Origin of the sequence: Motilimonas sp. E26 (genome assembly GCF_021278025.1) — a bacterium.
Taxonomy (GTDB): Bacteria; Pseudomonadota; Gammaproteobacteria; order Enterobacterales; family CBDFNC01; genus Motilimonas.
Genome location: NZ_JAIBHJ010000008.1, coordinates 80,042 through 106,779 on the forward strand (window position 1 = coordinate 80,042; position 26,738 = coordinate 106,779).

Consider the following 26,738-nt stretch of genomic DNA (forward strand, 5'->3'; position numbering starts at 1 on the left):
CTTTGAGGAAGGCTTCACGGCGTTTCGTATCAGAAAATGCAACTTATCTATAAGTACGGCATCAATGCGCTTTCCGCCATTACTTGCCCCAAAACCACCAGACAATCAAAATAATCAGCGCAAATCCTATCAAATTAACCCACATATTAGCGCTCCTCTTGTTGTACGAGTTGTTTTGCTTTAGGTGAAAACCAGCGTAGTCGGTTGGCATTACTCACTACCGTCACCGACGATAAGGACATGGCCGCTCCTGCAATGATCGGGCTAAGTAACCAGCCGGTAAATGGAAACAGCAAGCCTGCCGCAATAGGTATGCCGAGAGAGTTATAAATAAAGGCACCCCAAAGATTTTGCTTAATATTGGTCATGGTGGCACTGCTGATAGCAATCACATTGGAAATGCCATGCAACGAGCTGCGCATTAAGGTGATATCGGCGCTTTCAATGGCCACATCAGTACCAGCGCCAATGGCAAAACCGACATCGGCCTGCGCCAGTGCGGGCGCATCATTAATACCATCGCCCACCATGCCAACCACCTTGCCTTGGGCTTGCAAGCGCTTGATCCATTCAAGCTTATCCTCGGGTAGCTGATTAGCATGAAAGGCATCAATCCCCGTTTGCTGGGCAACTTGCTCGGCCGTGGCCGCGTTATCACCGGTTAACATCACCACTTCAATGCCTTGCTGATGAAAACGCACGATTGCCGACTTCGCATCCTCACGAATAGGATCATTAATAGCAAAAATAGCTTCTACTTGATCGCCTAAGGCTAAAAAGACCAAGGTGCTGGCCTGTTGCTCCTCAAGCTGCGCCAAGGCTTCACGGCAATCAATATCAAATTGCGCCATCAGTTGCTCATTGCCCAATAACACCCGCTGGCCTTGAAAGCTCGCTTGCACGCCAAGGCCCGTTAATGAGGTAAAGTCGGTGACGGTAACCGCGTCAGCCTTGATTTTTGCTTTATCCGCATACTCCAACAAGGCCTGCGCCAAGGGATGATTCGCCCCTTGCTCCACAGCGGTAACAATTTCTAATAGCGGCTTATCTTGAGAAAACGTGTGGTACGCCATGACCTTAGGCTTTCCTTGGGTAATGGTGCCGGTCTTATCCAACACCATCACATTGATTTCGCTAGCACGCTGCAAGGCATCACCATGGCGAATTAAGCCGCCAAATTCCGCCGCTTTGCCCACGCCTATCATGGTCGAGATGGGGGTCGCTAACCCCAGCGCACAAGGGCAAGCGATGATCAGCACCGCCGTTGCAGTCACTAGCATATAGACCAAACTGGGTGCAGGGCCAAAATTGTACCAAGCCAATGCAGTAATGATGGCAATAATCATCACGCTGGGCACAAAGATAGCCGACACGCGATCAGCCAAATGACTAATGGGCGGCTTAGAATTTTGCGCTCGGCTCACCATATTGATGATTTGTGCCAGCACGGTTTCACTGCCCACTTGCTTGGCTTCAAGCACAATACTGCCCGATCCATTCACCGTACCAGCAGAAACATTATCCCCTACTTGTTTCACAACGGGGATCGGCTCTCCCGTCAACATGGCCTCATCTATACTAGTTTCACCCTCAATCACAACGCCATCTACGGGCAGCTTTTCGCCAGAGCGCACTCGCACGAGATCACCAATAACAACGTGCTCTACCGGGAGTGAAACTTCTTCACCATTGCGGATCACCCGAGCGGTTTTTACCCGTAAATCCAATAAGCGTTTAATCGCCTGTGAGGTGCGCCCCCTCGCCTTGAGCTCTAAGGCTTGCCCTAGATTAATCAAACCTAAGATCATCGCCGTCGCTTCAAAGTACAAATGACGTCCACTGCTTGGCAACCACTCGGGCGCTAACACCACCAGCATCGAATACAACCACGCCGTACCGGTGCCCAGCGCAATTAAGGTATCCATGGTGGCATTACGCGCAGTAAACGCACGCCAAGCGCCGGTAAAAAAATGCTTGCCGCTGTGCCATAAGATCAAGCCAGTTACCACGCCTACCACCAGCCAGCTAAGCTGCTCGCTGGTAGTGTTTACCTGCATTGAGCCACCCAGTAAACCATACAGCATCAGCGGGATACCTAGCCCTAGCCCTATCCAGCTTTGCTTGATTTTACTGCGATATTCTTTTGCCTCACGGGCCTCTTTTTCTTGTTCGGCCACTTCACTATCAAAGATTTCTTTACCGTCATAGCCTGCGCCTTGGATGGCTTTGATCAAGGTGTTGGCATCATAAAGGGAGCTAATACTGGCGGTGCGGTTGGCAAAGTTAATGCTAACGGAGTCCGACTCTACCTCAGGTAAGGCATGCAGGGCTTTTTCTATGGTATTGACGCAGCTGGCACAGGTTACGCCGATTAATGACAAATTAACGGTTTGGGTATAACCCGCTAGAGTATTAGCCACTTTTTCCTCAACCGAAGGTTCAGGTGTTACTTTTTCGGATTCTTCTTCCTTGATTGCTGGCTTGGCGCTGCAAACCGCTTTAGTGGCTTCACCTTGCGGAGCTTGATTTTGCTGCTGATAACCCAGCTCGACTAGGATCTGCTCTATATAACTTTCACTTAAGCGGCTCTCAAGGGTTAAATGCTGCGCCGCAATATCTAACTTAACCTGAGCCAATGGATCGTCTTGTAAGATCCGCTTGGTAATTTTATTGACACAAGACTGGCACGACACCTTAGCCGTGTTGGTTTCATAATGCTGCGGCGTAGCTAGCTGAGCTTGATAGCCCACACCGTTAATGATTTGGATCACATCGGCTGGGCTTAATACCGAGCCCACCACGGCAAAGGTCTTAGTCTCATCAACCGTGAACTCTACATTCGCGTCACGCTCAGTGAGGGCGCTGCGAATTTTATTCAAGCATTTCATGCGATTAACGCCCGCCAGCGTAATGGCTATGGGATTATTTGTCATGATCTTGCTCCTTTACATCTAGTGCTACGCCCTGCTGCGACCAATTGGCAATTAAGCAACAAATCGCTTGGCCGTTAGGCGCCATATCAGGCTTAGTGGCCCAATCGGCGAACGTGGTTTCCATTAACTCAAGATGGCGCTGCAACTGCGCTATTTTGTCTTTAGTGTCAGCAATTTTATCACTGAGCATTTGCCTGACTTTAGGACAAGGCGAATCCTCACGTTGCGAGTGTTCAATAATGTCTGCAATCTCCTGCAGACTAAAACCTATGTTGCGCGCATGGTTGATAAAAATAAGCCGCTCTAACGCCGCCTGATCGTAACGCTTATAACCATTGCTCGGATCTTTAGTGGCACTGAGTAATCCCTTACGGGTATAGAAGCGCACGGTTTCTGCCGTGACTCCGGCCGCTCGGGCAATTTCATTGGTAAGCATGATGTATCTCCACCTAGCTAATACAAGATGATATAAGCATACAACCTAGGTGTAACACATAGGTCAAGGAGATATTTTATATGGAGATATGATATCTGGTTTTTCAGAAAAGAGTGGCTTTGAATTCAAGCGAAAAGCGCTTAAACAAAGTAACCTGATAGGTAACATCTTCTGCTACAAAACGCCGTGAAATCTTTCTTATGATAACTTTACTTGTTCATCGGGAAATCACTGTGCGGTGAGCACCAGCGTTTAATATGCTGCGCCCGTACTGCAATTTGCATTAACTCGTTAGCGTCAGGGGCAAAGCGCGCCAGCATGTCGGTCATACGCTGAGAATACAGCAGCTCTTTCGGCCAACTTTTCCGGTGAACTCTTCTTGGTTAGGATCTTGGCTATTAGCTTGATCAATTAACTCAATCACTTGGCTAAACATAAGGTATTCCATTTATCTAATATTCTCGGTATTTTATGCAGCTAGCCAAGATTAAACTAGTTTGCTGTAATGCCTAGGGGGAAACTTGACCGCCATTTCAAAAGAAAATGCCGAGCATTATAACTGGGGTGAAGAATGTGATGGCTGGCATCTTGTTAAATCCCAAGCTTTAAGCGTTATCCAAGAGCGCGTGCCGCCCGGCGGCCGTGAAATACGCCATCTACATCAACATGCCGAGCAATTTTTCTACGTGCTGTCGGGTTGTGCAACGTTAGAAGTTAACGGTGAAACGCATCAACTAACCGCCCAGCAAGGGCTTCATGTTCCCAGCAATACGCCCCATCAGTTAAGCAACCTAGGTGAAGTCGATTTACATTTTATCGTTACTTCTACTCCGCCCAGTCATGGTGATAGGATAAATCTGGGGACCTCCACCACTTTGACCGCTGCGGACAAACCATGTGAGTAAATAATGAAAAATCACCTTAAAATCACAGCCGATCTCGAAGATGATGGCACGGTGGGATTAACCGCAACCGTTTCATTTGAGGAATTTTCTGGCTCTGGCGAAGCTTGGTTTAATATCACTGAGGTGAAACAGTTTATTTCTGAATTAGAGCACTTCGCTCAGACCTCTGAAGCTCATCCAGAGCTCACTGGCGGTATTTGGGATGGCGAAGGTAATTTACTGCATAAGCTACTTTCACTGCACTTTTACACCTTTTCTCGTTTCCGTGCAGGTGTTTTGGTGACGTTAGCCAGTCATCCATATACAGGCTGCCGCCCAGAAGAAGTGGCCAGTGTGCAACTTGAGCTAAAACCGGAAACTCAGGCCATTATGCATTTTTGTGAGCAGCTAAATTCGCTTTTATCAAACAAGACCAGTGAGGCTAGGCTTATCTGTTAGTTGTCACGAAAAGCATGTGCTACAACTGTAAGCATTAGATCCCCAATCACCAGACATGTAGTCGAAAAGACTGGCTCCCATAATCCAAGTAATGGGCCGTCAGGTTTATCGCAGCATGACTGCAGCTCCTACGCGTCGATTAATTAGGTGAGTAGAAAAGTGCAAAATCACCACATATTGCAGATGAGTTAGCCATGCGGCTTTCCTACCTCTGGCACAAAATAGCTTAAGAAGCGTTACTGTAAAAAAGTTACTGTAATTTTATTTACAGTAACTCAGCCTACTCACTCAAAGTATGAATGATCTGATTACTGCTGCCGCGCCATTTTAAGCTCGGATCGGCGAGATCTTGCTCGAATGGGCCATCGATCAGCACGTCCACCAGCTCCACCACTTTTTGCTGCGCTGGGCTTAAGTTGCTTAAGGTATAGCCCGTCCAGCACCAGATATCTTTGCCTTGGGTACGCGCTTTTACTTGCTGCACCAGATCTAAAATCGCATCAAGGTTATTCGGGTGCAACGGGTCGCCGCCGGAAAGGGACAAGCCACGGCGTTTGATCCTAGGATCGTTAAGATCATTAATGATCGTTTCCACCATGGCTTGCTCAAAAGGCTGCCCAGCATCACAGCGCCAAGTCGCTTGGTTGTAGCAGCCCTTGCAGGCATGCTCGCAACCCGACACAAACAAGGTACAACGGGTACCAGGCCCATTCACAACATCCACGCTGTAATACTTTTGATAATGCATCAGCTTAGCTTAAAGGTGCTTAACGCGACGTTGCACTTCTTCTTGCTTGCCGTCGTTAAATGGCCTTGCGTCAGGGCTACCTAAGTAACCACAAACACGGCGCGTCACAGATACCGTTGCGGGGTTATGATTACCGCAAGACGGACAAGTAAAACCTTTACTGGTACAGTCAAATTCGCCATTGAAGCCGCACTCGTAACATTCATCTATCGGTGTATTGGTACCGTAATAAGGCACGCGTTCAAAGGCATAATCCCATACGTCTTCTAACGCTTCTAAATTATGCTGCATGTTCGGGTATTCGCCGTAACAGATAAAACCACCATTGGCGATATCGGGGTAAGCCAACTCAAAATCGAGCTTATCAAATGGGTTAACCTTTTTTTCCACGTCTAAGTGGAAGCTATTGGTGTAATAGCCTTTATCGGTCACACCTTCAATCACGCCAAAGGTTTTGGTGTCTAACTTACAAAAGCGACTGCATAGGTTTTCACTTGGTGTGCTATATAAGCTAAAACCATAGCCTGATTCATTTTTCCATTGATCCGTTGCAGCGCGCAGGGTTCTCACTATATTTAGGGCTTTTTCCCGCAGTACTTCATCGTCGTAGACATGAGTGTCGCTGCCGTATAACCCTTGCACTGTCTCATGTAAGCCAATGTAGCCTAATGAAATAGAAGCGCGGCCATGTTTAAAAATCTCACTAATATCATCATCAGGCTTTAACCTCACACCACAAGCTCCTTCCATATAAAGGATCGGTGCCACGCGGGCTTTTACCCCTTCTAAGCGGCTAATGCGCGAGTCTAATGCCGCTTTGGCAATGGCTAGACGCTGGTCTAGAATCTTATAAAAACGACGCTCGCTGCCTTTCGCTTCAATAGCAATGCGTGGCAGGTTTAAGCTAACCACACCTAAGTTATTGCGCCCATCATGGATCATTTCACCATCTTCTTCATAAACACCTAGAAAACTACGGCAACCCATTGGTGTTTTGAACGACCCGGTTACACGCACTATTTGCTCGTAATTTAAGATATCGGGATACATGCGTTTTGAGGCAGACTCTAATGCCAGTTGCTTAATATCGTAATTAGGATCCCCCGCTTGATGGTTCAAGCCGCCTTTAATGGCGAACACTAACTTTGGAAAAATAGCCGTCTTTTTGTTTTTACCTAAGCCAGCAATGCGATTTTTTAAGATAGAAATTTGAATTAAGCGCGCTGCCCAGCTAGTGCCCAAACCAAAACCGAAGGTGACAAACGGCGTTTGGCCATTAGCGGTATGTAAGGTGTTCACTTCATATTCCAATGACTGGAACGCATCGTAACATTCTTTTTCGGTGCGACTACGAGCAAAGCCTTCAGCATCAGATATTTGCCATTGCTGCGCTAACGCGACGTTTTTCTCATAGCTGGCCTCAACATACGGCGCTAAGACTTCATCAATGCGATTGATAGTAGTGCCACCATAAATATGGCTGGCTACTTGCGCAATAATTTGCGCAGTGACTGCAGTTGCGGTCGCAATAGACTTAGGTGTTTCAATTTCTGCATTACCCATTTTAAAGCCGTGAGTCAGCATGCCTTTTAAGTCGATTAGCATGCAGTTAAACATCGGGAAAAATGGCGCGTAGTCTAAATCGTGATAATGAATTTCACCACTTTGATGCGCTTTGACGATTTCTTTGGGCAACATATGCTGCGTGGCGTAGTGCTTTGCCACAATACCAGCCAATAAATCACGTTGGGTTGGGATTACCTTGCTGTCTTTATTGGCATTTTCATTGAGGATCGATGCATCACTTTGCTCAATCAAGCCGCGGATTTCTGTTGCTAGGCGACCTTTTTTCTCACGTACTGAATCACGATCGTGGCGGTATTCAATGTAATGGCGCGCCACTTCTTTATAGTCACTGGCCATTAACTGGTTTTCAACCGTGTCTTGCAGTTCATGAATGTCCACTTCATAGCGCTGTGCCAATTCTTGCTCGACATTTTCTGCGATGGTTTGAGCATAATGTTCATCGGGCTCTAACACGTTTTCCATGGCGCACAGCACCGCAGCTTTAATACGATTTAGATCAAATGGCACGCGCGCGCCATCGCGCTTTATGACGACAGGTTTCAAGGCGGAAACTCCTAACAAGAGAAGGCCTCACACTAAATGTGGGCAAGATGTATTTAAGAAACACTAGATATTGTGTATTAGGCGTAAAATTGCTGTTTAGCGTGTTGATCTAGATCAACTGAAAAAGAGGATATTTCTGGCTTTTTACTATTTGAGATTAACGTCAAGTTTGACAATTGTTTTTGTTTTTTGTCTTGCATTGATGCCAAGGCTTTTCGCTCTTGGCTTCGCAAAATATCAAGCAAAATTATGCTGATTTAGCGTATTCTTTTTACGCTATAATTTTACCTATTCCTGTTCAGTTTGTTTCCATAAGATATGACAGAACTTTTCATCTTGGTCTTTACTAATAAGCAAACGTGCATAAATATCGGTTAGGGCATCGTCTTCATCCACCAATCCAACAACTACTTCTGCATAATTATCTTCGTCTACTTCAAAACCAACATGCTCATCCCAGTCAAAGCCAACGGCTACTAAATCGGCTGCACCTTGCTCTTCAAATTGTGCCGCCAGTAAGATCATGTCTGCAGGGTCTAAATTGTCACAGGCTAAATCTAAGAAAATTTCGTAGGCGGCATCAATCAGCTCATCTGGCGTTAGTTGGTTTTTGTCTGTCATATTAATCCCCTTCAATAAAGGCGCATTAGACCATGACAAGGATTGCAAAGAAACAAAAATACCACGTCGAAATGGTGGCGAAAAAATTTTTAAAAATAATTTTTTTTACTTGAATTTCTGTCAGACCAGAGCCCACAAGCTTGTCGCGAGAGGGGCAAAAACACTTAGCGTCAGTTTGGCATTTATGGTCAATTTGTTGTCTATTTTATTTGGCTTTCTCGCCTATACTATTCTTAGTTCGTCACACAGGAGGTTATTATGATAGGTAAAATAGCAGCTTATTCACTGGTGGGTCAATCTATACAACATGCTGGAATTATTACGTTTTTCAACCAGAAAACCGATGAAGTGACGATCCGAGATTTTGATGGCAACATCTGGAATGGCTGGGGTTTTCAAATAAAACTCATTCAACCAGAAGAGACCGAAACTGAGCCATCTATAGCAAGCTGAACTGACGGTGGAGACTCAATGCAGGCAGTGTTATGCTGCGCTATCTGTGTCCATTAATACTGACAAACCATGAACAAAATTATTTATATTGCCGACCCTATGTGCAGCTGGTGCTTTGGTTTTAGCACTCAGCTGCAGCAGTTAAAACAACAGCTACCTCACTATCCATTTGAACTTGTCATGGGCGGTTTGCGCACAGGTGAAGACGCGCAACCACTAGACGCCTCCCTCGCCGAAATGCTTTCTCATCACTGGCAAAAAGTTGAGCAGTTAACAGGACAAAAAATTAACCCTGAAATACTTAATCGGGTTGATCAATTTGTTTACGATACCGAGCCTGCTTGCCGCGCGGTCACTTTATTAGGTGAAGCCAGCCCAGCCCACCAATTTGACTATCTACTTGCGGTACAAACAGCTTTCTATCAAGATAATAAGGACATTACCCAAGCCGAGGTACTGGCAGAGTTAGCTAGCCCTTGGTTAGAGCAAGACTTCTTTTTAGAGTTATTCAATAGCCCCGCCATGATTGAAGCAACACAACAGGACTTTGAACTGTCTCGCCAATGGCAAGTGTTTAGCTACCCGACCTTAGTGTACTCAACTGAGGATAGAATGATTTTACTGGCACAAGGTTATGCCACTGCCGATGCCATTCGCGAAGGTATTGAAAATATTGAGCAAGGCTTAAAGAACGAAAAAGCGGATGACAAAACAGAATAAAATCTGCAAAACAACAAAGGGGCTAACTGCCCCTTTGGTCTTATCACAATAAACGCTATCAGTCTTATTTTGCCTTAAACTGATTACTTAAAAAATCATACTGATAGCCAATTGATGAGAGTTTCTGCTCTAAGCCATCACGAGGAATATCAAACAACCCGACCAAATCTTCTAAATCTTCACATTCGATGCGTAGCTGTTCATTTACAATGCTAAGTAGAATGTGACTATCCATATTATGAAATCGACTTAAATCCATCACTTTACCTCCTCTTTCTATAGCGCTACTTTGAGTTTAGCTTAAATTAGAAAAAGCGATAAAATAGCCATTGCCTAATCAGTGCCACGTTTTAACATCGCAATCGCAATACCGCCAATCACCAACAAGCTAGAGATGGTCAAGGGTAATGTCCATGATTCATCCAATAACACGATACCAAGTATTGCAGTAATAATGGGCACACTAAGCTGATACAAGCCCGCTTGCGCTGCTGGAATACTCGGTAACAACAGATACCATAATGTATATCCTAACCCTGAAGCCAACCCGCCAGATAAACAGGCCAACACCATGCCGTTAATCGATAACATTTCGGTCCAATTAAACCAAGGTAGCAAACTTAAACTCAGAAGCGCTGCCCGACTGAAATTTTGCCTTGTCATTACTACCGGGTGTTTTACGCCTTTGCCTAGCCAGGTGTAAACACCCCAAGCAATACCAGCCAAAGCCATCAGTAAGGCAGCGGAAAGACTTGGCGCTGATGAACTGGGCAGTAACAAATAAGCGAGCCCCACCATAGCTAATAACATCCCAGCCAGTTCAAAGAGATTGGCAATATAACCTTGGCGAAAATTAATTAAGAATAGCGTCAGCTGAACCAGGGCAAATAAAATTAGCGCACCGACACCGGCATCTAGCTGAACATAGGCAAATGAAAAGCCAGCCGCATAAAATAATAATGCCACCGCTCCTCCCCAGCTTCCTGAGGCTTGTTCCTTGCCTAATGAAGCAAATAAGAAACTTAACCCCCATAAAGTGAAAGCCCCTGAAATAAGGCGTAACACAGTAAATTCAGCGGCAGCAATTTCACCACTAGCAAGGGCAAAACGACAAAAAATGGAGTTAGCAGCAAACAAGGTTAAAGTTAGTAGTAGCTGAAGTAAGAATTTTATTTGAATCGAGGAAGGCATAAAAAAGGGCTATGAACTTAAGCAAAAAAGCCATCATAGCCCGTTAACAAAGAGATAAACAGTAAAGGAGCTTACTGATACATATCCTGTTACTTTAAAGAAGAATAGTATGCCGCTAAATCAGCAATATCTTCATCGGATAACGCTGCCGCATTAGCTTGCATCACCGCAGCCATGCCGCCATTGCGCTCTTTAGACTTATAAGCTTTCAGAGACGAAACAAGATAAGCCTCATTTTGCCCCGCTAAATTTGGGTACACAGGTACGGCAGCAATCCCCTCTGCACCATGGCAAGCAACACACGTTGCTGATTTGGCTTTACCGGCTTCGGCATCTCCTGCTGTCGCAAGCGTTGGCACACACGCCAATAAAGAAAGCCCGATTAGTAGTTTTTTCATTTTATTTTCCTTCACATTGCTCTGGTATTTACGGCCAAATATTTAATCATATTAGCAGTTTATATATAAGCGATACGGACTAAGATCAAATAAACTTAGACTACGCTCATCCAGTCTAGTCAGTACGTTGCTAAGGTGATGTTTGACCAAGCTGACTCACTTAGCCAAGCTTAGCCGCAACTTGTGCTAGTCGATAGCATCAAAACGAGTAAATTCAGCAGCAAATTAAAGCGAAGGAAGAAGTTAAACCTCCTCAATACGATAGATTTTCTCTAGTTGTTTTTTGTTCGATACGGCGACATCTAAATCTCTCAGTAAGCCATCTTTAATGGAATAAACCCAGCCATGCACGGTTAACTCTTGCTCTCTTTGCCATGCTTGCTGCACGATACTGGTGTGGCAGATATTTTCTACTTGCTCAATCACATTCAGTTCGCATAAATAGTCTACGCGTTGTTCTTGAGTCATCTGAGAATTGAATTTACGACGATGCTTTTGATAAGTATCTTTAATATTACGCAGCCAATAATCAATCAAACCGTGAGAAGTATTTTCCAGTGCCGTTTTAATGCCTCCGCAGCCATAATGGCCTGTGACAATAATGTGTTTAACTTTAAGTACATCCACTGCATATTGGATCACAGACATACAATTTAAGTCCGTATGTACCACTAGATTAGCAATGTTACGATGAACGAAAATGTCGCCAGGAAGCAACCCCAATAATTGATTAGCCGGAACACGACTATCAGAGCAGCCAATCCATAAGTACTCTGGCGCTTGTTGCGCAGCTAACGTTTCAAAAAAAGCAGGATCTTCAGCCTTAATTCTCTCAGCCCAATCTTCATTATTTTCAAGCAGATGCCCTAATAAATCCACATTTCGTTCCTCATCTCTACTTTCTTCGGCCAATTTAGCGCACCTAGAGTAACCAAACACTGATACAAAGCAAATAATAAATCACAGCTTAAGACTACTCGTTTTAATGGAATGATTTTTAAACCATGTTTGCCATTCTGGCAACCAAAGCCACAGCAGTACCGCGGCCATTGTCATGGCATCAGCAAACCATCCATCCAATAAAATGCTAATCAGAGTTAAACCGGCAATAAGGGTTCGATTAAAGTGTTCGTTTAAGCGCTGACAGTTTAGATGAGACATATTATCCTCCGCAGCCATCACCAGCTTTTTGTAAATACTACAATTTAAAAAGCATGAACTATTCCAAGTTGCTTATTCCATCGCAATTAAATATTAAAAACCCTACTTGAGGCAGTGTTATACTTGATAGAAGAACAAATAAGACCAAGGAAGTCCTTTGTGTAATTTAACCCGCATGCTCAGCATCATACTATTAGCCCCTGTCAGTTACTTGACGTTAGCTGACGACCTCAGTGTAGAAGAAAAAAGCCCTTGTCTGTATGAAAGCCAAGAAAGCACCATGCTGGACAAAACCTATGACTACCTAAATTCAAAGCTTTGTGAACCAGCTCTTTGGTTCGATGATTTCTTTGTTGATGAGCGCGTAACACAAGACTCTAGAGCGGGCACTATGGTGCGCTGGTATAATGACTTTAAGCAAACCGAAGGCGAAGGCTTTACATATAAGACACGACTCTCTGCTCGAGTACACATTCCCAAAGCCACTAAACGATTAAAGTTAGTATTTGAAAGCGATGCTGACGATAAAGTTGCCGATCTCTTTCCTAATAGCAGTGACGACACAAAAAATACGTTCGGTTTACGCTATGACTGGTTTGTTAAAGAACGCTCCAGTTTGAATTTTAAAGTCAGCTTACACCCAGGTATTGAAGCACGTTATCGCTACACTTACCCATTCACCGCTGATACTTATGGCCGTATTACACAAAAAATTTACCAGAAAAAAAGCGATACAGGCAGCAAGACTGACCTCGATTTAGATCACAAAATCAATGACACTTTTTTACTGCGCTGGACTAATTTCGCCAAGGTAGAAACCAGCTTTAATGGCGCAGAATTAGGCTCAGGCTTAACTCTCTATCAATTTATCTCTGACACTCAAGCTCTCAGCTATGAGGCAAGTGTTCAAGGTAAAACGAAACCTTATCACTACCTTTCTAACCAACGACTGGCGGTTAGGTATCGACAAAGTATTTTCCGAAAGTGGTTTTTTTATGAGCTCACCCCTGCCGTTGAGTGGCCCAAAGAAGAAGAACTAGAACGACACGATGAAGTTTCTATCACCCTAAGGTTAGAGGTGCTGTTTAACAACATCTAGGTCTGCACAGCAGTTAGTTCAATAGTTAATACCTATTGAACTAACTGAAATAAACCAATGTAAGCCTATCCCATTTTCCTCTATGCTATAGCTAAGTTAATAAACATTGAGAGGAAATTTTATGTTAGCTGTTATTTTTGGTCGCCCAGGTTGCCCTTATTGCGTACGTGCAAAAGAGATTGCTGAAACACTCACCGAATCACGAGATGATTTTAAATTCCGTTATGTTGATATTCATGCTGAAGGCATCAGTAAAGCGGACTTGGAAAAAACCGTAGGTAAACCAGTAGAAACCGTACCACAGATATTTTTAGATCAAAGGCATATCGGCGGTTGCACCGAATTTGAAGCCTACGCAAAAGAAAACCTAGGCCTTTATCAAGAAGACTAATCGAGTGGTTGATACCTTCCAAGCGCCACTTTGGTGTGCTAATGCACACTTACAAACGTTATTGCCGACGTTTCTCAATCGGCAGTTTCGTTTGCCTTTGCAACATCAAACCTTAACCACGCCCGATCATGATTTTTTAGACCTGATCTGGACCGAGCGTCCTCAGGCTGACTTTAATAAGCCGATTGTGATTATTTTTCATGGTTTAGAGGGGTCAATCAATTCACCTTATGCGCAAGGGATGATGAGTGCACTCAAGAAAGCAGGTTGGATAGGCTTGCTGATGCACTTCCGAGGCTGCAGTGGTCGGCCAAATTTACGCGCCCGCAGTTATCACAGCGGAGAAACCGCAGACGCTCGTTTTTTAATCAATTGGCTGCAGCAACAATATCCAGCCCATCCTTTAATGGCGATAGGTTATTCCCTTGGCGGCAACATGCTGCTAAACCTACTGGCAGAGCCCCAAGCATCTGGCCTGATAGCGGCAGTATCCGTTTCGGCGCCATTGCGGCTTGATTTATGCTCAGCGAGACTGCAACAAGGGTTCTCGCGTGTTTACCAGCATCATTTATTAAGTCGCATGAAGAAAAATTTAAATAATAAAGTTAGTACAGGCGCCTTGGCCGAGTTTCCCGTCCCCAATACTGCTCAGCTGACAACGTTCCACGCTTTTGATGAAACCATTACGGCACCATTACACGGCTTTGCCAGCGCCGCAGAGTATTATCAAAAATGCAGTGCATTTGATAAGTTAACGGACATCAACACACCATGCTTACTTATCCATGCTAAAGATGACCCCTTCATGACGCCCGAAGTTATTCCACGGCCAGATCAAGTTTCTGCTTTAGTTGAACTGGCGATCAGTAAAAAAGGTGGTCATGTTGGCTTTGTTCAAGGTAACATCCAACGCCCCACATTCTGGCTAGAACAAACCATTCCGACATGGTTAAGCCAATTCAGCAAGAGCACAATATGATCATTCCCTACCAAGATATCAGCGCCGAAACATTAGAGCAATTGATTGAACATTTTGTCCTACAAGAGGGCACGGAGTACGGTGAACAAGATATTAGTTTGGCCGAGAAAGTTCTGCAAGTGAGAGCACAGCTTGAATCAGGCCGAGTCGTCATCGTTTATTCCGAATTACACGAGTCCGTAAATATCGTACCAAAAGACCAAGTTAGTGAAGAAAATTCAGCAATGTTAAGTTAACCATTTCCTGACACGTTTTTTTTACATACACTGCTTATCTATTTGTTATCTCATTATTGGATAAGGTTCTCCCATGTCAGCCACGCATCCCATTATTGCCATTACCGGTTCATCAGGCGCAGGCACTTCCACCACAACCTTAGCCTTCGCCCAAATTTTTCGTCAGCTTGGCATCAAGGCCGCTTTTGTGGAAGGGGATAGCTTCCACCGCTATACCCGCCCTGAAATGGATGTTGCAATCCGTAAAGCCCGTGAACAAGGTAAGCATATAAGTTATTTTGGCCCACAAGCGAATGACTTTGAACAACTAGAACATTTCATGAAGGAATACGGCGAAACGGGCACAGGTCGATTCCGTCGCTATCTACACACATTTGATGAAGCTGTGCCTTACAATCAAATGCCAGGCACCTTTACCCCATGGCAAGAACTCGAAGACAACACTGACTTATTATTCTACGAGGGCTTACACGGCGCAGTCTGCGATGGTAATACAGATGTCGCTCAGCATGTGGACTTTCTGATAGGGATGGTGCCAATTGTAAATTTGGAGTGGATCCAAAAATTAGTGCGCGATACATCTGAGCGCGGCCATTCTAGAGAAGCCGTAACAGACTCAATTGTTCGTTCAATGGATGACTACATTAATTTTATTACACCGCAGTTTTCACGCACACACATTAACTTTCAGCGCGTGCCCTTGGTGGACACCTCTAACCCCTTTAGTGCTAAGAACATCCCATCACTGGATGAAAGTTTGCTGGTGATCCGCTTTCGCGGTATTAAGAACATGGACTTTCCTTACCTGCTCTCGATGATTGATGATGCGTATATGTCACGTATGAATACCATCGTCGTACCAGGCGGGAAAATGGGCTTTGCCATGGAGCTAATACTAACGCCGTTAATCCGTCAACTAATGGCAACGGGTAAAATCGCCTAAATTAACGGGCTCATCTTAGACGAGCCCACTACCTATTTACGCGGTTTTAACTTCAAAGCGAGCATTGATCTCTACTGTTGGTTCAAGCATTTTAGCAACCGAGCAATACTTTTCCATTGAGGCGTTAATCGCTTTGTCGACTAAACTCGCGTCAACGTCAGTACCCGTTACCGTGTATAACAAATCAATTTTAGTGAAAACCCTCGGTGCCGATTCAGCTCGCTCGGCTGTCACACCAACTTCGCAACCTTGGATTTTCTGCTTCGCGTCCTTTAAATCTGAAACGATATCTACAGAGCTACAGCCAGCAATCGCCATTAGTACTAACTCCATTGGGCTGGCTCCGTCGGTGCCGCTGTTGCCATCCATTAAAACTTGATGCCCCTTCGACGATTGACCAACAAATTTTAAGGCCTGCGACCACTCCACTTTAATTTGCATATATTTCTCATTTACTTATTGTGACAATAGGATGATTAAGCTTGGTTTTTTTCTTAAACATTGAGCTAGTTCAAATCGACAATTAGATCAAAATCAATCTAAAAAGCTGATCCAGCGCTAATTTTATAACTTTATCAATCAAGACTTGCAGCATGATTACAAGGCTTTTATGCTATCATGCGTTAACTAAAATAGCTCACTGCTAATGATGTCTTGCTGCAGGTGCAACCAGATTGAAGCGGTAAATATAAGAATAGAGGAACACATATGGTACTTGGTAAACCTCAAGCAGATCCGACATTAGAATGGTTTTTGTCGCACTGCCATATCCACAAGTATCCTTCTAAAAGCACATTGATCCATGCTGGCGAAAAAGCTGAAACTCTTTACTATATCGTAAAAGGCTCGGTTGCTGTGTTAATCAAGGATGAAGAAGGCAAAGAAATGATCCTGTCTTACCTTAACCAGGGAGACTTTATGGGTGAGTTAGGTTTGTTTGATGAATCAGAAAACCCAATTCGTACCGCTTGGATCCGCGCAAAATCTCCATGTGAAGTGGCTGAAATTTCTTACAAGAAATTCCGTCAGTTGATTCAGGTAAACCCTGAAATTCTAATGCGCCTTTCTAGCCAAATGGGCTCTCGCCTACAGGAAACCAGTCAAAAAGTAGGCGACTTGGCTTTCCTAGATGTAACTGGTCGTATTGCACAAACTCTGTTAAGCCTAGCTAAACAGCCTGATGCAATGACCCACCCAGATGGCATGCAAATTAAAATTACCCGTCAAGAAATCGGCCAAATCGTGGGCTGTTCTCGTGAAACTGTCGGTCGCATTCTGAAAATGCTGGAAGAGCAGAACCTCATTTCAGCTCACGGTAAAACCATTGTGGTATTCGGTACCCGTTAATTCGGCACCCATTAACTTGGGTTAGCCAATACTAGCAAGGTGGTATAAAACGAGGCTTAAGCCTCGTTTTTTTATGTCTGGCATTCACGTTGTTCGCTTTTTGGCAAATTTCATGCATAAAAAAACCGGCCTAAGCCGGTTTTTAAGAAGTAAGTGTAAAACTTACTCTGCAGCTACTACTGAAACTTTAACAGTTGCAGTTACGTCGCTGTGTACTTGGATTGCGATGTCGTATTCGCCAGTGTTACGTAGAACACCTTCTGGTAGACGAACTTCGCTCTTCACTACTTGTACGCCAGCTGCAGTAATTGCATCAGCGATATCACGAGTACCGATAGAACCAAATAATTTGCCTTCTTCACCCGCTTTAGAAGCGATAACAACCGCTTCTAGTGCGTTTAGCTTCTCGCCACGTTGCTCAGCAGCTGATAGGTCTGCAGCAATTTTAGCTTCTAGCTCAGCACGGCGTGCTTCGAATTTCTCTGTGTTTGCTTTGTTTGCAGGAACCGCTTTACCCTGTGGGAAAAGGAAGTTACGAGCATAACCAGCTTTAACAGAAACTTGATCACCTAGCGTACCTAGGTTAGCAACTTTGTCTAATAAAATAATTTCCATGTCACTTCCCCTCTTACTGATGTAAGTCAGTGTATGGTAAAAGAGACAGGTAGCGTGCGCGCTTGATTGCACGAGCTAGCTGGCGTTGGTATTTTGCACGTGTGCCAGTAATACGGCTAGGTACAATTTTACCACTTTCAGTAACGTAGTTTTTTAAAGTCACTACATCTTTGTAATCGATTTCGCTTACGCCTTCAGCAGTAAAGCGACAGAACTTACGACGACGGAAATAACGTGCCATTTGCCTGATCCTTAAATAATTTTCTCAATGTACTGAGCATGTAAAACCAATTCACCATTACCACTTTGGTTTTTATGGCTAGCGAGAAATCCACTCACCTTAATTTTACTGCCCTTCTCTATTTGATTTGAAACCTGTGTTGCCATCTCGCCCGCCACTACTATGGGCATAATGCAAAAGCATTGGCGAATTAAGTTGGCTTCTGTCTGCCGCGATTCATGTTTCATTTTAAACTTACAATGAACAATGCCTGCCGGACTTTTAGTCAACTTAGGAGAGCTAATTAACTCACCGCTTAGTTGCAAACAGTTTTCTGACACAAATTACTCTTCGCTGGCAGCCTCTTGAGGAGCTTCTTCCGCTTGCGCTTGTGGAGCAGCAGAATCAAAAGCTGGACGAGAATCGCGTGATTGACGCTCTTCTTTAGCTTTAGCCATTGGAGAAACTTCAGTGATAGCAGCTTTAGTACGCATGATCATGTTACGGATCACAGCATCGTTGAAACGGAAAGCAGTTTCCAGTTCGTCGATTACAGCTTGCTCAGCTTCTACGTTTAATAGAACGTAGTGTGCTTTGTGTAGCTTGTTGATTGGGTAAGCCAATTGACGACGGCCCCAATCTTCTAGACGGTGAATAGTACCGCCATTGTCGGTGATCATCGCACTGTAGCGCTCGATCATGCCGTTAACTTGTTCACTCTGATCAGGGTGAACCATAAATACGATTTCGTAATGACGCATTTACTTGATCCTTACGGGTTTAATCAGCCTCTGTGTGCGGCTCAGTCTGGTACCGTCAGAAGCAAGGAACAAAAGGGTGATGACTGATTTAAGGTCGCAAATTATACAGAGCAACAGGCAGATACACAAGGGAAATAAACACCTTGTATAAAAGCTTTTTTTTGCAGATAAAGCCTTCTAAAATAGGTAAAACTTTCGATTTCATGGTAATCAATGCGCGCGCTTTTCGTTTTATTTTTTTGCAGTTTCTCTTCGCTTGCGATTGTTCCTCCCGAATATGATGATCCCATCGAGCCTTGGCAATCATCTATTGAATTTGGCTGGATGTATGACAAAGGCAACAAAACCACTCACGCATTAAACAGCGTGCTCATCATAGATTACGATGCCGATAGCGATTTAACCGGACATATTGAATACAACTTTGACTACGCAAGTGATGACGGCGTGCCTTACACCAAAAGAGGTCGAATACAACTACAAGGTGATTACGCCCTCTCTGATGAAGATTATATATTTTTACGCGTTGATCTTAAAAAGCATAAATTTGCCAGCTTCGCCAAAGAACAAACTTACTCCAGTGGATACGGTAAAACTTTCCTTGACGAAAATGAGCACAAACTTAGCCTAGAAATTGGTCCTGGTTATCGATACTCAGAGCCACAAAAAACACTACAAGACCAAACTAAAAAGAAAGAAGGGATTGTTCGCAGCGTTATAAAGTACCAACGCTCTTTCACTGAGAGCATCAAGTTTTATCTTGATACATCACTCGAAACCGGCAACAAAAATACCATCTCCAATATTGATGCAAAATTAGAGAATAAAATATTAAACGACCTATCCTTGGTATTTAGCTTCAGCAATACCTATACCAAAAACGTACCAGTTGGCGCAGTTAACAACGAATTCACCAACAAAATTAATGTTCGTTATCTATTTTGATGTCAATTCACTGTCTCAACAAATAAAGCCAATCGATCTAGCAAGCATTATACCTATATGAGGAATACCACCTCAAAGCAAAGCTCTCCCACCACAGTAAAACCATGCTCTTGAGCAGAGCAATACAAAAAGCTAGTGCATTGATGTACACAGGCGGCTAAGGCCAATATAACGTGCAGTGAACCACAAGCTACCTTGCGCAAAGTAAGGATTAGGCTGGCTAACTTATATTTTGACACTTCTCAACTATCCCCCGCTAAAGAACAAAAAGTTTTTATTCGAAACAATTTGACAAAAAACTTTAGCCACCTATAGTAATAAATGTTTCGAAACGAAACAAAATTACAAATAACTTAAATGAGGACAGACCATGACCAAACCTATTTTTTACCATGCTGGTTGTACGATTTGTGTTGAAGCTGAACAACAAGTAGCCAAAGCATTGAATGCTGAAATTGTTCACTTAGGCGAACAGCCTGAGCGTTTATCTGATGCGGAAGCAGCAGGTATTAAATCTGTACCAGCAGTGCTGCTTAATGGTGGTGTCTTCCACATTAACTTCGGTGCTTCACTGGCAGATCTCAAAGCTTAATGGGCCATTGGGCAGCAGTTTGCTGCCCTTTTTTATTAAAAGAGGGAAAGCGACAATGAAAAAATACCTAGTGACAGCCATGGGATTGGTATTAAGCGCAGCGGTCTTTGCTGACGGTGATCATCAAGGTCATATTATGAGCAAATCCGATGCTAAAATAGCGAGTGAATTTGACCTGACACACTCAAAAATCATTAAAAACGCGGCCTCATTAACTTTCCAAGCGGAAGTAACAGATAAACTGGGCCAAACCAAACCGAAAGCAATCGGTAAATTGGGTGGCTCAGAAGTTTACAGCTATGTATGGCCAACCAATCTGGATTCAGAAGCGGTAGGCTTTGAGAAAGGTCAAGGGATCTTAGCGTTAGCAGTAACCGCGCACCCAGACTTTGATGATACACCAAAGTTTGATGAAAACTTAGATGGCGATAAAGCCAATGATGGCAACGAATGGCATTCACACTGGGTAGTTTTAACCAAAGATGAGTCTTGTGGCGGCGGCCTGAAAGTGAAAGATATTCCTGAAGGTCAAACACCTGCGTTGCCTGCGACTTGGCCAGGTTTGCCGATTTACATTGATAGCCCTGGTTACACACCTGAGTTTGTCAAAAATGAAGTATCGGTAGAAGTACCAACGAAAGATCTTTCTTTCCAAGAAGACTTCCAGTTTGATGCGGTAACAGCGGTATTGCAAGTGAACGATAGTGTACATAACCCGCTATTGTGTGTCACAGCGGTGAACGACGTAGCCTCGGGTGATTTATCATTACCGGGCAAAGTGGTTACTAAAAAGTAAGGAATAACTAATGTCCGTTCACGTATTTGATACTTATGCTTATACCGCCGCAGGCAAGCGTTTGCATTTTGATGTGCTGCTGCCTACACGAGATGCGGAATTAGCATTAACTATCGCACAAAAATGGTTGTCTGAAATAGGTGAAGAAGGCGCTGAAATTCGCAGTGGTGGTTGCTCGTTTTGCCATAGCGCTGCTTCACTACCTGAATACGATGACACCATTAAAAAACAAGGTTACGCCATCTATAAACTAGAAGGTTGTCCAGCTTAACAGGTGTGACGCTTTATAATAATAAAGCGAGTAAAGTGACAATGGGGGTTAAGCCCCATTGTCACTAACAACTTTTAACTGGTGCTCGCGACAAATTAATTCACCAAATTTACGCGGTAATTCTTTTTGGGTCAGCTGACACAGAAAAAGGGTTTGGTTTTTAGGGGCATGGTGAATACACGTTTTACACAGCCCAAAGCTAACATTTCTTGTTTCGTTTTGAATATCTATCAACAAGGCTTCTAATTGTTGCTCTAACGTACTACTTTGATCATTTGAGCAACGTTCAAGAGCGTGTCGTAAACTCGGAGGAGGCATAGTTTGGTCAGCAATGTCCTTACCGGCATCGGTCAAGCTTAAGTGATAAACCCGTTTATCTTGTGCGTCTTTCGTCTTAGTTAAATAACCTTTATTTTCGAGTAATGTAATCGATTGTGATGTGGTTCCTTTGGTGGTACCCAAGAAATCTTTGACCGCAGCTGGTGTATCACTAAATAAGTTACAACGACTCAAGTAGTAAAGCACTTCCAAGTGCACAGGATGTAAGCCATGACTTAATCCAGCCTGCCTAACTTCATTGCGAAATAAAGTACTTAACCGCTCTAATAAATCACAAGTTTTAATCGTATTTGCCATGGATACCTGTTTTAAGTTTTTAATCGAAACAATACTCCGTTAGTATAGCACCATGATGGTTATTGACACCAATTTGCATCTGAACTAAGCCCGTCAATGAGAGGAATGTCGTCATGTTATTGATTCTTTTCCTTGTAACTATTCAGGTAAAGGTCTGATTTTTGGAACCCCACATAAATGCTAACAACTAACGTAACTGTGCTGTCTGGCACTATCCAGCCATTAACAACAAGCTTAACCAGTGCGATCAAGAAAGCACCAATTATAGAGCCAACTTGGTTGTCTGAATTGGGACTCGCCAACGATCAGCAAGCAGACACTAAGCATCACGGCGGTGTTGATAGAGCGTTACACCTCTACCCTGTAGAGCATTACTTGTCATGGCAGCGCAGCTATCCAGAACGAAATTGCTTTAAAGCTGGAGCGTTCGGTGAAAATTTATCGGCGCAAGGGCTGACTGAAACAGAGGTCTGCATCGGCGACGTGTTTCAATTAGGCGACGCAGTGATAGAGGTCAGCCAACCGCGCTCGCCTTGTTTTAAGTTGAATCACCGCTTTGCCATTCCTAATATGGCTTTATTACTTCAAGTAAATGGCTTAGCGGGTTATTTACTGCGCGTTTTACAGCCTGGGAATATTACGCCAAATACACAACTGAGCTTAATTTCGAGAGCCTTTCCCAAGTTGACCGTGAAAGAAGTCGCGTGGCGGTTCTTTAATGACCCATTGAATGAGGCTTTTCTACAGCAACTAGTAGCGTGCAGTGCGCTTTCAGAAAGCTGGAAGGTTAAAGCACAGCAGCGCTTAGAAACAAGTAAAGTGGAAGACTGGAACAGCCGCTTGTTCGGCTTCAACTTAGGTTAACCAGCAGGCTTCATTAAGCTATGTTGCCGATGCGTTTTTTGGCTAATCAAGCATCATACCGATGTGAGGGATGCCGTCTTCTAGATAAGGCTCACCGACTATCTGAAAACCGTGCTGCAGGTAAAAACCTTGTAAGTGGGTCTGTGCGCTAAGATAAAAAGGCAGATTAAAGTGAGCCTTTGCAGCCGTCACGCCTCGCGCCATCAATTGATGACCTAAGCCGATACTTCTCGCAGGCATCGCCACAATCACTCTACCAATAGAGGCTTGCAGATAGGCAGTATGGGGCGGCAAAATACGTAAATACCCGACCACCTCATCACCTTGCCACGCGGATAAATGCAACGTATCTGGATGACAATCTAGCCCATCTAAGTCTTGATAAGGGCAATCTTGCTCAACCACGAATATCGCCATCCGCAGTGCTGCAACTTGATACCACTGGGAGGCAGTAAATTGTGAAAAGTGGCTAAGCTGCCACTTTATTTGGTGTGATAAGCCCTTATTCATAAGACCGGTTTACTTAGCTTGATAACCCGCGCGCTGGCGCACCACTTCAAACAAACAAATACCGGTCGCCACCGACACGTTTAAGCTTGATACCGAGCCCGCCATTGGCAAGCTAATTAGCTCATCACAATGTTCACGTGTTAGTCGGCGTAAACCCGCACCTTCGGCGCCCATTACTAGGCCAACAGGGCCAGTAAGTTTGGTTTCGTATAAAGTTTGTGTTGCTTCACCCGCCGCGCCATATAACCATACACCGGCTTCTTTTAACTCACGCAACGTTCGCGCGAGATTGGTAACCTGAATAAGTGGAATACTTTCCGCTGCACCACATGCTACTTTGCGCACCGTGGGTGTTAAGCTTGCTGATTTATCCTTTGGTACGACGACGGCATGCACGCCCGCAGCATCCGCACTACGCAAACAAGCGCCTAGATTATGAGGGTCGGTAACCCCATCTAAAATCAATAAAAAGGCAGAGCCATCGTTAGCTTTCAGGATGTCATCTAAATCACCTTCGTTGAGCACCGGCGCTGCTTTCACGCGTGCAATAATGCCCTGATGCTGACCACCATCGGTTTTATCATCCAATGCTTTACGCTGCATGAATTGCACCGACACACCCAAGCGTTGTAAACCTTGAATAATCGGTAACATACGTTCGTCTTGGCGGCCTTTTAGAGCGTACACTTCAATGATACGCTCAGGGTTATTTTCTAGTGTCGCCTCTACGGCATGAATACCGTAGATTAATTCAGATTTGCTCATTTCGTTTTCTTCGCTTTATTTTTGTTTTTAGCCACACGCTTAGACTTTTTAACTGTCTTTTTCTTTTTCGGCTTACCGGATGCTAGCTCAATGCTATGACCCTTGCCTTTACCTTTGCGCCTGATAGGTTTATCGGTTGTCTTTTCAGTCGTAGCTTGCTCGCTGGCAGGCCTATCTTGCCCTGCACTGTTTTGCTGTCTATCGCCCCCGCGCTTACTGCCGCCACGAGGTTTTCTACCGCTCGGCTTGGCTGTATTGTCGTCGCCTTTAGTGGCATTGGGTTTACGGCCAGAGCGACGACGTCCGCCTTCTTCACCTGCTAATTCAAAATCAATTTTCTTATCGTCTAAATTGACTGACAGCACCTTAACCGACAAGGTATCACCGATACGGAACACGCGACCGGTGCGCTCACCCTGCATCACTTGTCGACCGGCATCATACTGATAATAATCTCCCGGTAAAGAAGTAACGTGAACAAGGCCGTCGATGTGCAAGTCATTTAAACGAACAAAGAAGCCAAAGTTAGTCACCGCCGCGATGGTGCCTTGCATTTCATCGCCAACGTGATCTTGCATGTACTCACATTTCAAGAAGTCCGCTACATCGCGGGTAGCATCGTCAGCACGGCGCTCGGTCATTGAACATTGCTCACCCAAGATTGGCATATCTTCTTCAAGGTAATGGTAACCGCCAGTATCGGTCCAACGATGGCCAGGGTTTTTCACCTCTTTCGCCAATTGGAACTTAATGGCGCGATGTAAGATCAAGTCAGGGTAGCGACGAATAGGCGAGGTAAAGTGCGCGTATTCTTTAAGTGCCAAGCCAAAGTGGCCGACGTTTTCATCTTGATACACGGCTTGCTTCATTGAGCGTAGCAGCATGGTTTGGATCAGCTCAGCATCAGGGCGCTCTTTTATTTTATCTGCCAAATCAGCATAGTCGCGCGGCTGCGGCTCTAGGCCACCACGTAGCTCTAAACCTAACTCACTTAAAAAGCTTCTAAAGCCGGTCAGCTTTTCTTCACCCGGCGTTTCATGTACCCGAAATAACGCGTGAGCTTCCATTTTTTCAATGTAACGCGCCGCCGATACGTTGGCTTGGATCATACATTCTTCGATGATCTTATGGGCATCATTGCGGTGCAAAGGCACTATCTGTTCAATTTTGCGTTGCGAGTTAAAAATGAAACGGGTTTCTTGGGTTTCAAACTCCATGCCACCACGAATATGACGCGCACTTTTCAGTGCTTGATACATCGCGTGTAGCTCGTGCAAGTGTTTTACATGGCTTGAATACTGCTCACGTAAGGCTTCATCGCCGTCTAAAATATTTGCCACTTTGGTGTAAGTAAAACGCGCATGGGAGTTCATCACCGCTTCGTAAAACTTGTAACCCGACAAACGACCTGCCGCAGAAATGGTCATTTCACATACCATACACAAACGATCAACTTGAGGGTTAAGTGAACATAAACCGTTGGAGAGCTTTTCCGGCAACATAGGAATAACCTGGTCAGGGAAATAAACCGAGTTACCGCGATTTAACGCTTCTTTATCTAAAATACTGCCATGGCGCACATAATAGCTAACATCAGCAATGGCGACCCATAAACGCCAACCGCCCGATGGTTTTTTCTCACAATAAACCGCATCGTCAAAGTCACGGGCATCTTCACCGTCTATGGTGACTAGCGGTAAATCACGCAGATCGACGCGACCAACTTTGGCATGCTCAGGCACAGCATCACCAAATACGTTTAGCTCTTTATCAATACCATCTGGCCAGCTGTGCGGAATATCATGAGTGCGCAAAGCAATTTCTACTTCCATCCCTGGCGCCATATTTTGGCCAAGAATTTCAATTACCTTACCAATAGCATTAACACGAGGACGTGGGCGAGTGGTGATTTCAGTCACTACCACTTGGCCGTGACGAGCGCCATTTCGCACCTCGGTAGGGACAATAATATCTTGCGCAATACGGCTGTCGTCAGGTACCACAAAGCCGACACCATCTTCCAAGAAGAAGCGCCCTACTACTTGTATCGGAGTGTCATCCAACACACGAATTAAACGCGCTTCGGTGCGACCGCGAGCGTCGACTTTTACTGGTTGAACCAGCACGTAATCGCCATGAAATAGCGACATCATTTGTTTTGGCGGTAAGAATAAATCAACCCCGCCTTCTTCTGGTTTAACAAAACCAAAGCCATCTTTGTGGCCAATTACTTTACCCTTTACCAGTTCTAATTTGTCCGGTAAGGCATAACTCGCATTGCGACAATAGACCAATTGACCATCGCGCTCCATCGCCTTTAAACGGCGGCGCAATGCAATGTAATCATCATCGGTGCTTAATTCTAATGTTTTAAATAACTCATCTCGAGTGGCCGGTTTGCCAAGCTTTTCAAGCAGGTTCAAAATAAATTCACGGCTAGGAATGGGTTTATCGTATTTCTGCGCTTCGCGCGCTTCAAATGGGTCTTGTGACATGTGCTCTTCTCCTCGAAGGAATACCTGCCAGTATATCCGAATCCCTTGTTTTTTGAATGAAAAATACGCGAAAACAGAAATGAATAAAAGGCAAGAAAATATAGTAAGTTTATTTCAGGATAAAACCTTTACCAACAGC

Annotated in this window: 34 protein-coding genes and 1 pseudogene; 15 read left to right on the plus strand and 20 right to left on the minus strand. The window is 44.4% G+C overall.

From position 1 onward, the window contains the following. Positions 1-146: 146 nt before the first annotated feature. The 3 genes and pseudogenes from K1M91_RS09125 to K1M91_RS21525 all read right to left on the minus strand — a co-directional run. On the minus strand, positions 147-2,933 hold the full coding sequence (locus K1M91_RS09125) for a heavy metal translocating P-type ATPase (RefSeq protein ID WP_232801441.1): 2,787 nt from the start codon (positions 2,931-2,933) through the stop codon (positions 147-149). Beyond that, entirely contained in the window at positions 2,923-3,369 is a 447-nt protein-coding gene (locus tag K1M91_RS09130) for a MerR family transcriptional regulator (protein WP_232801442.1), read from the minus strand. The genes K1M91_RS09125 and K1M91_RS09130 overlap by 11 nt, the downstream gene beginning before the upstream one ends. A gap of 212 nt (positions 3,370-3,581) precedes the next feature. Beyond that, positions 3,582-3,805 (minus strand): annotated as a pseudogene (locus tag K1M91_RS21525) (DUF4202 family protein); the annotation flags it as partial. Between the two features lie 85 nt (positions 3,806-3,890). Here K1M91_RS21525 and K1M91_RS09145 point away from each other — a divergent pair. Continuing rightward, positions 3,891-4,274, plus strand: coding sequence for a cupin domain-containing protein (locus K1M91_RS09145; protein WP_232801444.1), 384 nt, complete (start codon positions 3,891-3,893; stop codon positions 4,272-4,274). A 3-nt stretch (positions 4,275-4,277) separates the two neighbouring features. After that, entirely contained in the window at positions 4,278-4,712 is a 435-nt protein-coding gene (locus K1M91_RS09150) for a hypothetical protein (RefSeq protein WP_232801445.1), read from the plus strand. Positions 4,713-4,992: 280 nt separating this feature from the next. Here K1M91_RS09150 and nrdG read toward each other — a convergent pair whose 3' ends face one another. The 3 genes from nrdG to K1M91_RS09165 all read right to left on the minus strand — a co-directional run bounded on the left by nrdG (position 4,993) and on the right by K1M91_RS09165 (position 8,211). Further along, positions 4,993-5,460 carry an anaerobic ribonucleoside-triphosphate reductase-activating protein gene (gene nrdG, locus K1M91_RS09155; protein ID WP_232801446.1) on the minus strand — a complete coding sequence of 156 codons (468 nt, stop codon included), beginning with the start codon at positions 5,458-5,460 and terminating at the stop codon, positions 4,993-4,995. A gap of 9 nt (positions 5,461-5,469) precedes the next feature. Continuing rightward, positions 5,470-7,590 carry an anaerobic ribonucleoside-triphosphate reductase gene (gene nrdD / locus K1M91_RS09160; protein ID WP_232801447.1) on the minus strand — a complete coding sequence of 707 codons (2,121 nt, stop codon included), beginning with the start codon at positions 7,588-7,590 and terminating at the stop codon, positions 5,470-5,472. A 288-nt stretch (positions 7,591-7,878) separates the two neighbouring features. Beyond that, positions 7,879-8,211, minus strand: a complete 333-nt coding sequence (locus tag K1M91_RS09165) for an HI1450 family dsDNA-mimic protein (RefSeq protein ID WP_232801448.1) — start codon at positions 8,209-8,211, stop codon at positions 7,879-7,881. Positions 8,212-8,469: 258 nt separating this feature from the next. Here K1M91_RS09165 and K1M91_RS09170 point away from each other — a divergent pair, with 258 nt between their 5' ends. Then, a complete protein-coding gene (locus K1M91_RS09170) occupies positions 8,470-8,664 on the plus strand; it encodes a hypothetical protein (RefSeq protein WP_232801449.1) in 195 nt (64 codons plus the stop codon). A gap of 69 nt (positions 8,665-8,733) precedes the next feature. Further along, on the plus strand, positions 8,734-9,384 hold the full coding sequence (locus tag K1M91_RS09175) for a DsbA family protein (protein WP_232801450.1): 651 nt from the start codon (positions 8,734-8,736) through the stop codon (positions 9,382-9,384). 64 nt (positions 9,385-9,448) lie between these two features. On the opposite strand, the gene K1M91_RS09180 is transcribed toward K1M91_RS09175, so the two are convergent. The 5 genes from K1M91_RS09180 to K1M91_RS09200 all read right to left on the minus strand — a co-directional run bounded on the left by K1M91_RS09180 (position 9,449) and on the right by K1M91_RS09200 (position 12,134). Then, on the minus strand, positions 9,449-9,643 hold the full coding sequence (locus tag K1M91_RS09180; protein WP_232801451.1) for a DUF4250 domain-containing protein: 195 nt from the start codon (positions 9,641-9,643) through the stop codon (positions 9,449-9,451). Between the two features lie 74 nt (positions 9,644-9,717). Continuing rightward, complete coding sequence (locus K1M91_RS09185) at positions 9,718-10,575, minus strand: DMT family transporter (protein WP_232801452.1); 858 nt, start codon at positions 10,573-10,575, stop codon at positions 9,718-9,720. A gap of 89 nt (positions 10,576-10,664) precedes the next feature. Next, a complete protein-coding gene (locus K1M91_RS09190) occupies positions 10,665-10,973 on the minus strand; it encodes a cytochrome c (protein WP_232801453.1) in 309 nt (102 codons plus the stop codon). Positions 10,974-11,216: 243 nt separating this feature from the next. Continuing rightward, positions 11,217-11,852, minus strand: a complete 636-nt coding sequence (gene can / locus K1M91_RS09195) for a carbonate dehydratase (protein ID WP_232801543.1) — start codon at positions 11,850-11,852, stop codon at positions 11,217-11,219. A gap of 81 nt (positions 11,853-11,933) precedes the next feature. Then, complete coding sequence (locus K1M91_RS09200; protein WP_232801454.1) at positions 11,934-12,134, minus strand: hypothetical protein; 201 nt, start codon at positions 12,132-12,134, stop codon at positions 11,934-11,936. Positions 12,135-12,291: 157 nt separating this feature from the next. Here K1M91_RS09200 and K1M91_RS09205 point away from each other — a divergent pair, with 157 nt between their 5' ends. The 5 genes from K1M91_RS09205 (at position 12,292) to K1M91_RS09225 (ending at position 15,782) form a co-directional block, all read left to right on the plus strand. Further along, entirely contained in the window at positions 12,292-13,233 is a 942-nt protein-coding gene (locus K1M91_RS09205; RefSeq protein ID WP_232801455.1) for a hypothetical protein, read from the plus strand. A gap of 121 nt (positions 13,234-13,354) precedes the next feature. After that, positions 13,355-13,624, plus strand: a complete 270-nt coding sequence (locus K1M91_RS09210; RefSeq protein WP_232801456.1) for a GrxA family glutaredoxin — start codon at positions 13,355-13,357, stop codon at positions 13,622-13,624. A gap of 4 nt (positions 13,625-13,628) precedes the next feature. After that, complete coding sequence (locus K1M91_RS09215) at positions 13,629-14,603, plus strand: hydrolase (protein ID WP_232801457.1); 975 nt, start codon at positions 13,629-13,631, stop codon at positions 14,601-14,603. Further along, positions 14,600-14,839, plus strand: a complete 240-nt coding sequence (locus tag K1M91_RS09220; protein ID WP_232801458.1) for a YheU family protein — start codon at positions 14,600-14,602, stop codon at positions 14,837-14,839. Before K1M91_RS09215 ends, K1M91_RS09220 begins: the two co-directional genes overlap by 4 nt. A gap of 73 nt (positions 14,840-14,912) precedes the next feature. Beyond that, on the plus strand, positions 14,913-15,782 hold the full coding sequence (locus K1M91_RS09225; protein WP_232801459.1) for a phosphoribulokinase: 870 nt from the start codon (positions 14,913-14,915) through the stop codon (positions 15,780-15,782). Positions 15,783-15,818: 36 nt separating this feature from the next. On the opposite strand, the gene K1M91_RS09230 is transcribed toward K1M91_RS09225, so the two are convergent. Then, positions 15,819-16,223: an OsmC family protein gene (locus K1M91_RS09230; RefSeq protein WP_232801460.1), complete on the minus strand. Its 405-nt coding sequence runs from the start codon at positions 16,221-16,223 to the stop codon at positions 15,819-15,821. Positions 16,224-16,490: 267 nt separating this feature from the next. On the opposite strand from K1M91_RS09230, the gene crp reads away from it, so the two are divergent. After that, on the plus strand, positions 16,491-17,129 hold the full coding sequence (gene crp, locus K1M91_RS09235; protein ID WP_232801461.1) for a cAMP-activated global transcriptional regulator CRP: 639 nt from the start codon (positions 16,491-16,493) through the stop codon (positions 17,127-17,129). Between the two features lie 162 nt (positions 17,130-17,291). Here the strand turns inward: crp and rplI are convergent, their stop codons facing one another. Genes rplI through rpsF form a run of 4 tightly spaced genes read right to left on the minus strand, consistent with a single transcriptional unit; the run spans position 17,292 to position 18,725 of the window. Then, the gene (rplI, locus tag K1M91_RS09240) at positions 17,292-17,744 is read right to left on the minus strand and encodes a 50S ribosomal protein L9 (protein ID WP_232801462.1); all 453 of its coding nucleotides are present in this window, start codon (positions 17,742-17,744) and stop codon (positions 17,292-17,294) included. 13 nt (positions 17,745-17,757) lie between these two features. Next, positions 17,758-17,985, minus strand: coding sequence for a 30S ribosomal protein S18 (rpsR, locus tag K1M91_RS09245; protein WP_119910532.1), 228 nt, complete (start codon positions 17,983-17,985; stop codon positions 17,758-17,760). A gap of 11 nt (positions 17,986-17,996) precedes the next feature. Then, positions 17,997-18,305, minus strand: coding sequence for a primosomal replication protein N (gene priB, locus K1M91_RS09250; RefSeq protein WP_232801463.1), 309 nt, complete (start codon positions 18,303-18,305; stop codon positions 17,997-17,999). 3 nt (positions 18,306-18,308) lie between these two features. After that, the gene (rpsF, locus tag K1M91_RS09255) at positions 18,309-18,725 is read right to left on the minus strand and encodes a 30S ribosomal protein S6 (protein WP_232801464.1); all 417 of its coding nucleotides are present in this window, start codon (positions 18,723-18,725) and stop codon (positions 18,309-18,311) included. 213 nt (positions 18,726-18,938) lie between these two features. Between rpsF and K1M91_RS09260 the strand changes: the two genes are divergently transcribed. The 4 genes from K1M91_RS09260 to K1M91_RS09275 all read left to right on the plus strand — a co-directional run bounded on the left by K1M91_RS09260 (position 18,939) and on the right by K1M91_RS09275 (position 21,329). Continuing rightward, positions 18,939-19,670, plus strand: coding sequence for a DUF481 domain-containing protein (locus K1M91_RS09260; protein WP_232801465.1), 732 nt, complete (start codon positions 18,939-18,941; stop codon positions 19,668-19,670). A 370-nt stretch (positions 19,671-20,040) separates the two neighbouring features. Then, entirely contained in the window at positions 20,041-20,262 is a 222-nt protein-coding gene (locus K1M91_RS09265) for a hypothetical protein (RefSeq protein WP_232801466.1), read from the plus strand. A gap of 55 nt (positions 20,263-20,317) precedes the next feature. Further along, positions 20,318-21,058 (plus strand): hypothetical protein, encoded by a 741-nt coding sequence (locus K1M91_RS09270; protein WP_232801467.1) that lies wholly within the window; start codon positions 20,318-20,320, stop codon positions 21,056-21,058. A 10-nt stretch (positions 21,059-21,068) separates the two neighbouring features. Then, the gene (locus K1M91_RS09275) at positions 21,069-21,329 is read left to right on the plus strand and encodes a DUF2024 family protein (protein ID WP_232801468.1); all 261 of its coding nucleotides are present in this window, start codon (positions 21,069-21,071) and stop codon (positions 21,327-21,329) included. Positions 21,330-21,377: 48 nt separating this feature from the next. Here the strand turns inward: K1M91_RS09275 and K1M91_RS09280 are convergent, their stop codons facing one another. Continuing rightward, a complete protein-coding gene (locus K1M91_RS09280; protein WP_232801469.1) occupies positions 21,378-21,965 on the minus strand; it encodes a MarR family winged helix-turn-helix transcriptional regulator in 588 nt (195 codons plus the stop codon). Between the two features lie 177 nt (positions 21,966-22,142). On the opposite strand from K1M91_RS09280, the gene K1M91_RS09285 reads away from it, so the two are divergent. Beyond that, positions 22,143-22,829, plus strand: a complete 687-nt coding sequence (locus K1M91_RS09285; protein ID WP_232801470.1) for an MOSC domain-containing protein — start codon at positions 22,143-22,145, stop codon at positions 22,827-22,829. Positions 22,830-22,871: 42 nt separating this feature from the next. On the opposite strand, the gene K1M91_RS09290 is transcribed toward K1M91_RS09285, so the two are convergent. The 3 genes from K1M91_RS09290 to rnr are packed head-to-tail and all read right to left on the minus strand — an operon-like array spanning position 22,872 to position 26,599. Further along, the gene (locus tag K1M91_RS09290; protein WP_232801471.1) at positions 22,872-23,339 is read right to left on the minus strand and encodes a GNAT family N-acetyltransferase; all 468 of its coding nucleotides are present in this window, start codon (positions 23,337-23,339) and stop codon (positions 22,872-22,874) included. Positions 23,340-23,348: 9 nt separating this feature from the next. Then, a complete protein-coding gene (rlmB, locus tag K1M91_RS09295; protein WP_232801472.1) occupies positions 23,349-24,104 on the minus strand; it encodes a 23S rRNA (guanosine(2251)-2'-O)-methyltransferase RlmB in 756 nt (251 codons plus the stop codon). Beyond that, a complete protein-coding gene (rnr, locus tag K1M91_RS09300) occupies positions 24,101-26,599 on the minus strand; it encodes a ribonuclease R (RefSeq protein ID WP_232801473.1) in 2,499 nt (832 codons plus the stop codon). Before rnr ends, rlmB begins: the two co-directional genes overlap by 4 nt. Between the last annotated feature and the right edge of the window lie 139 nt (positions 26,600-26,738).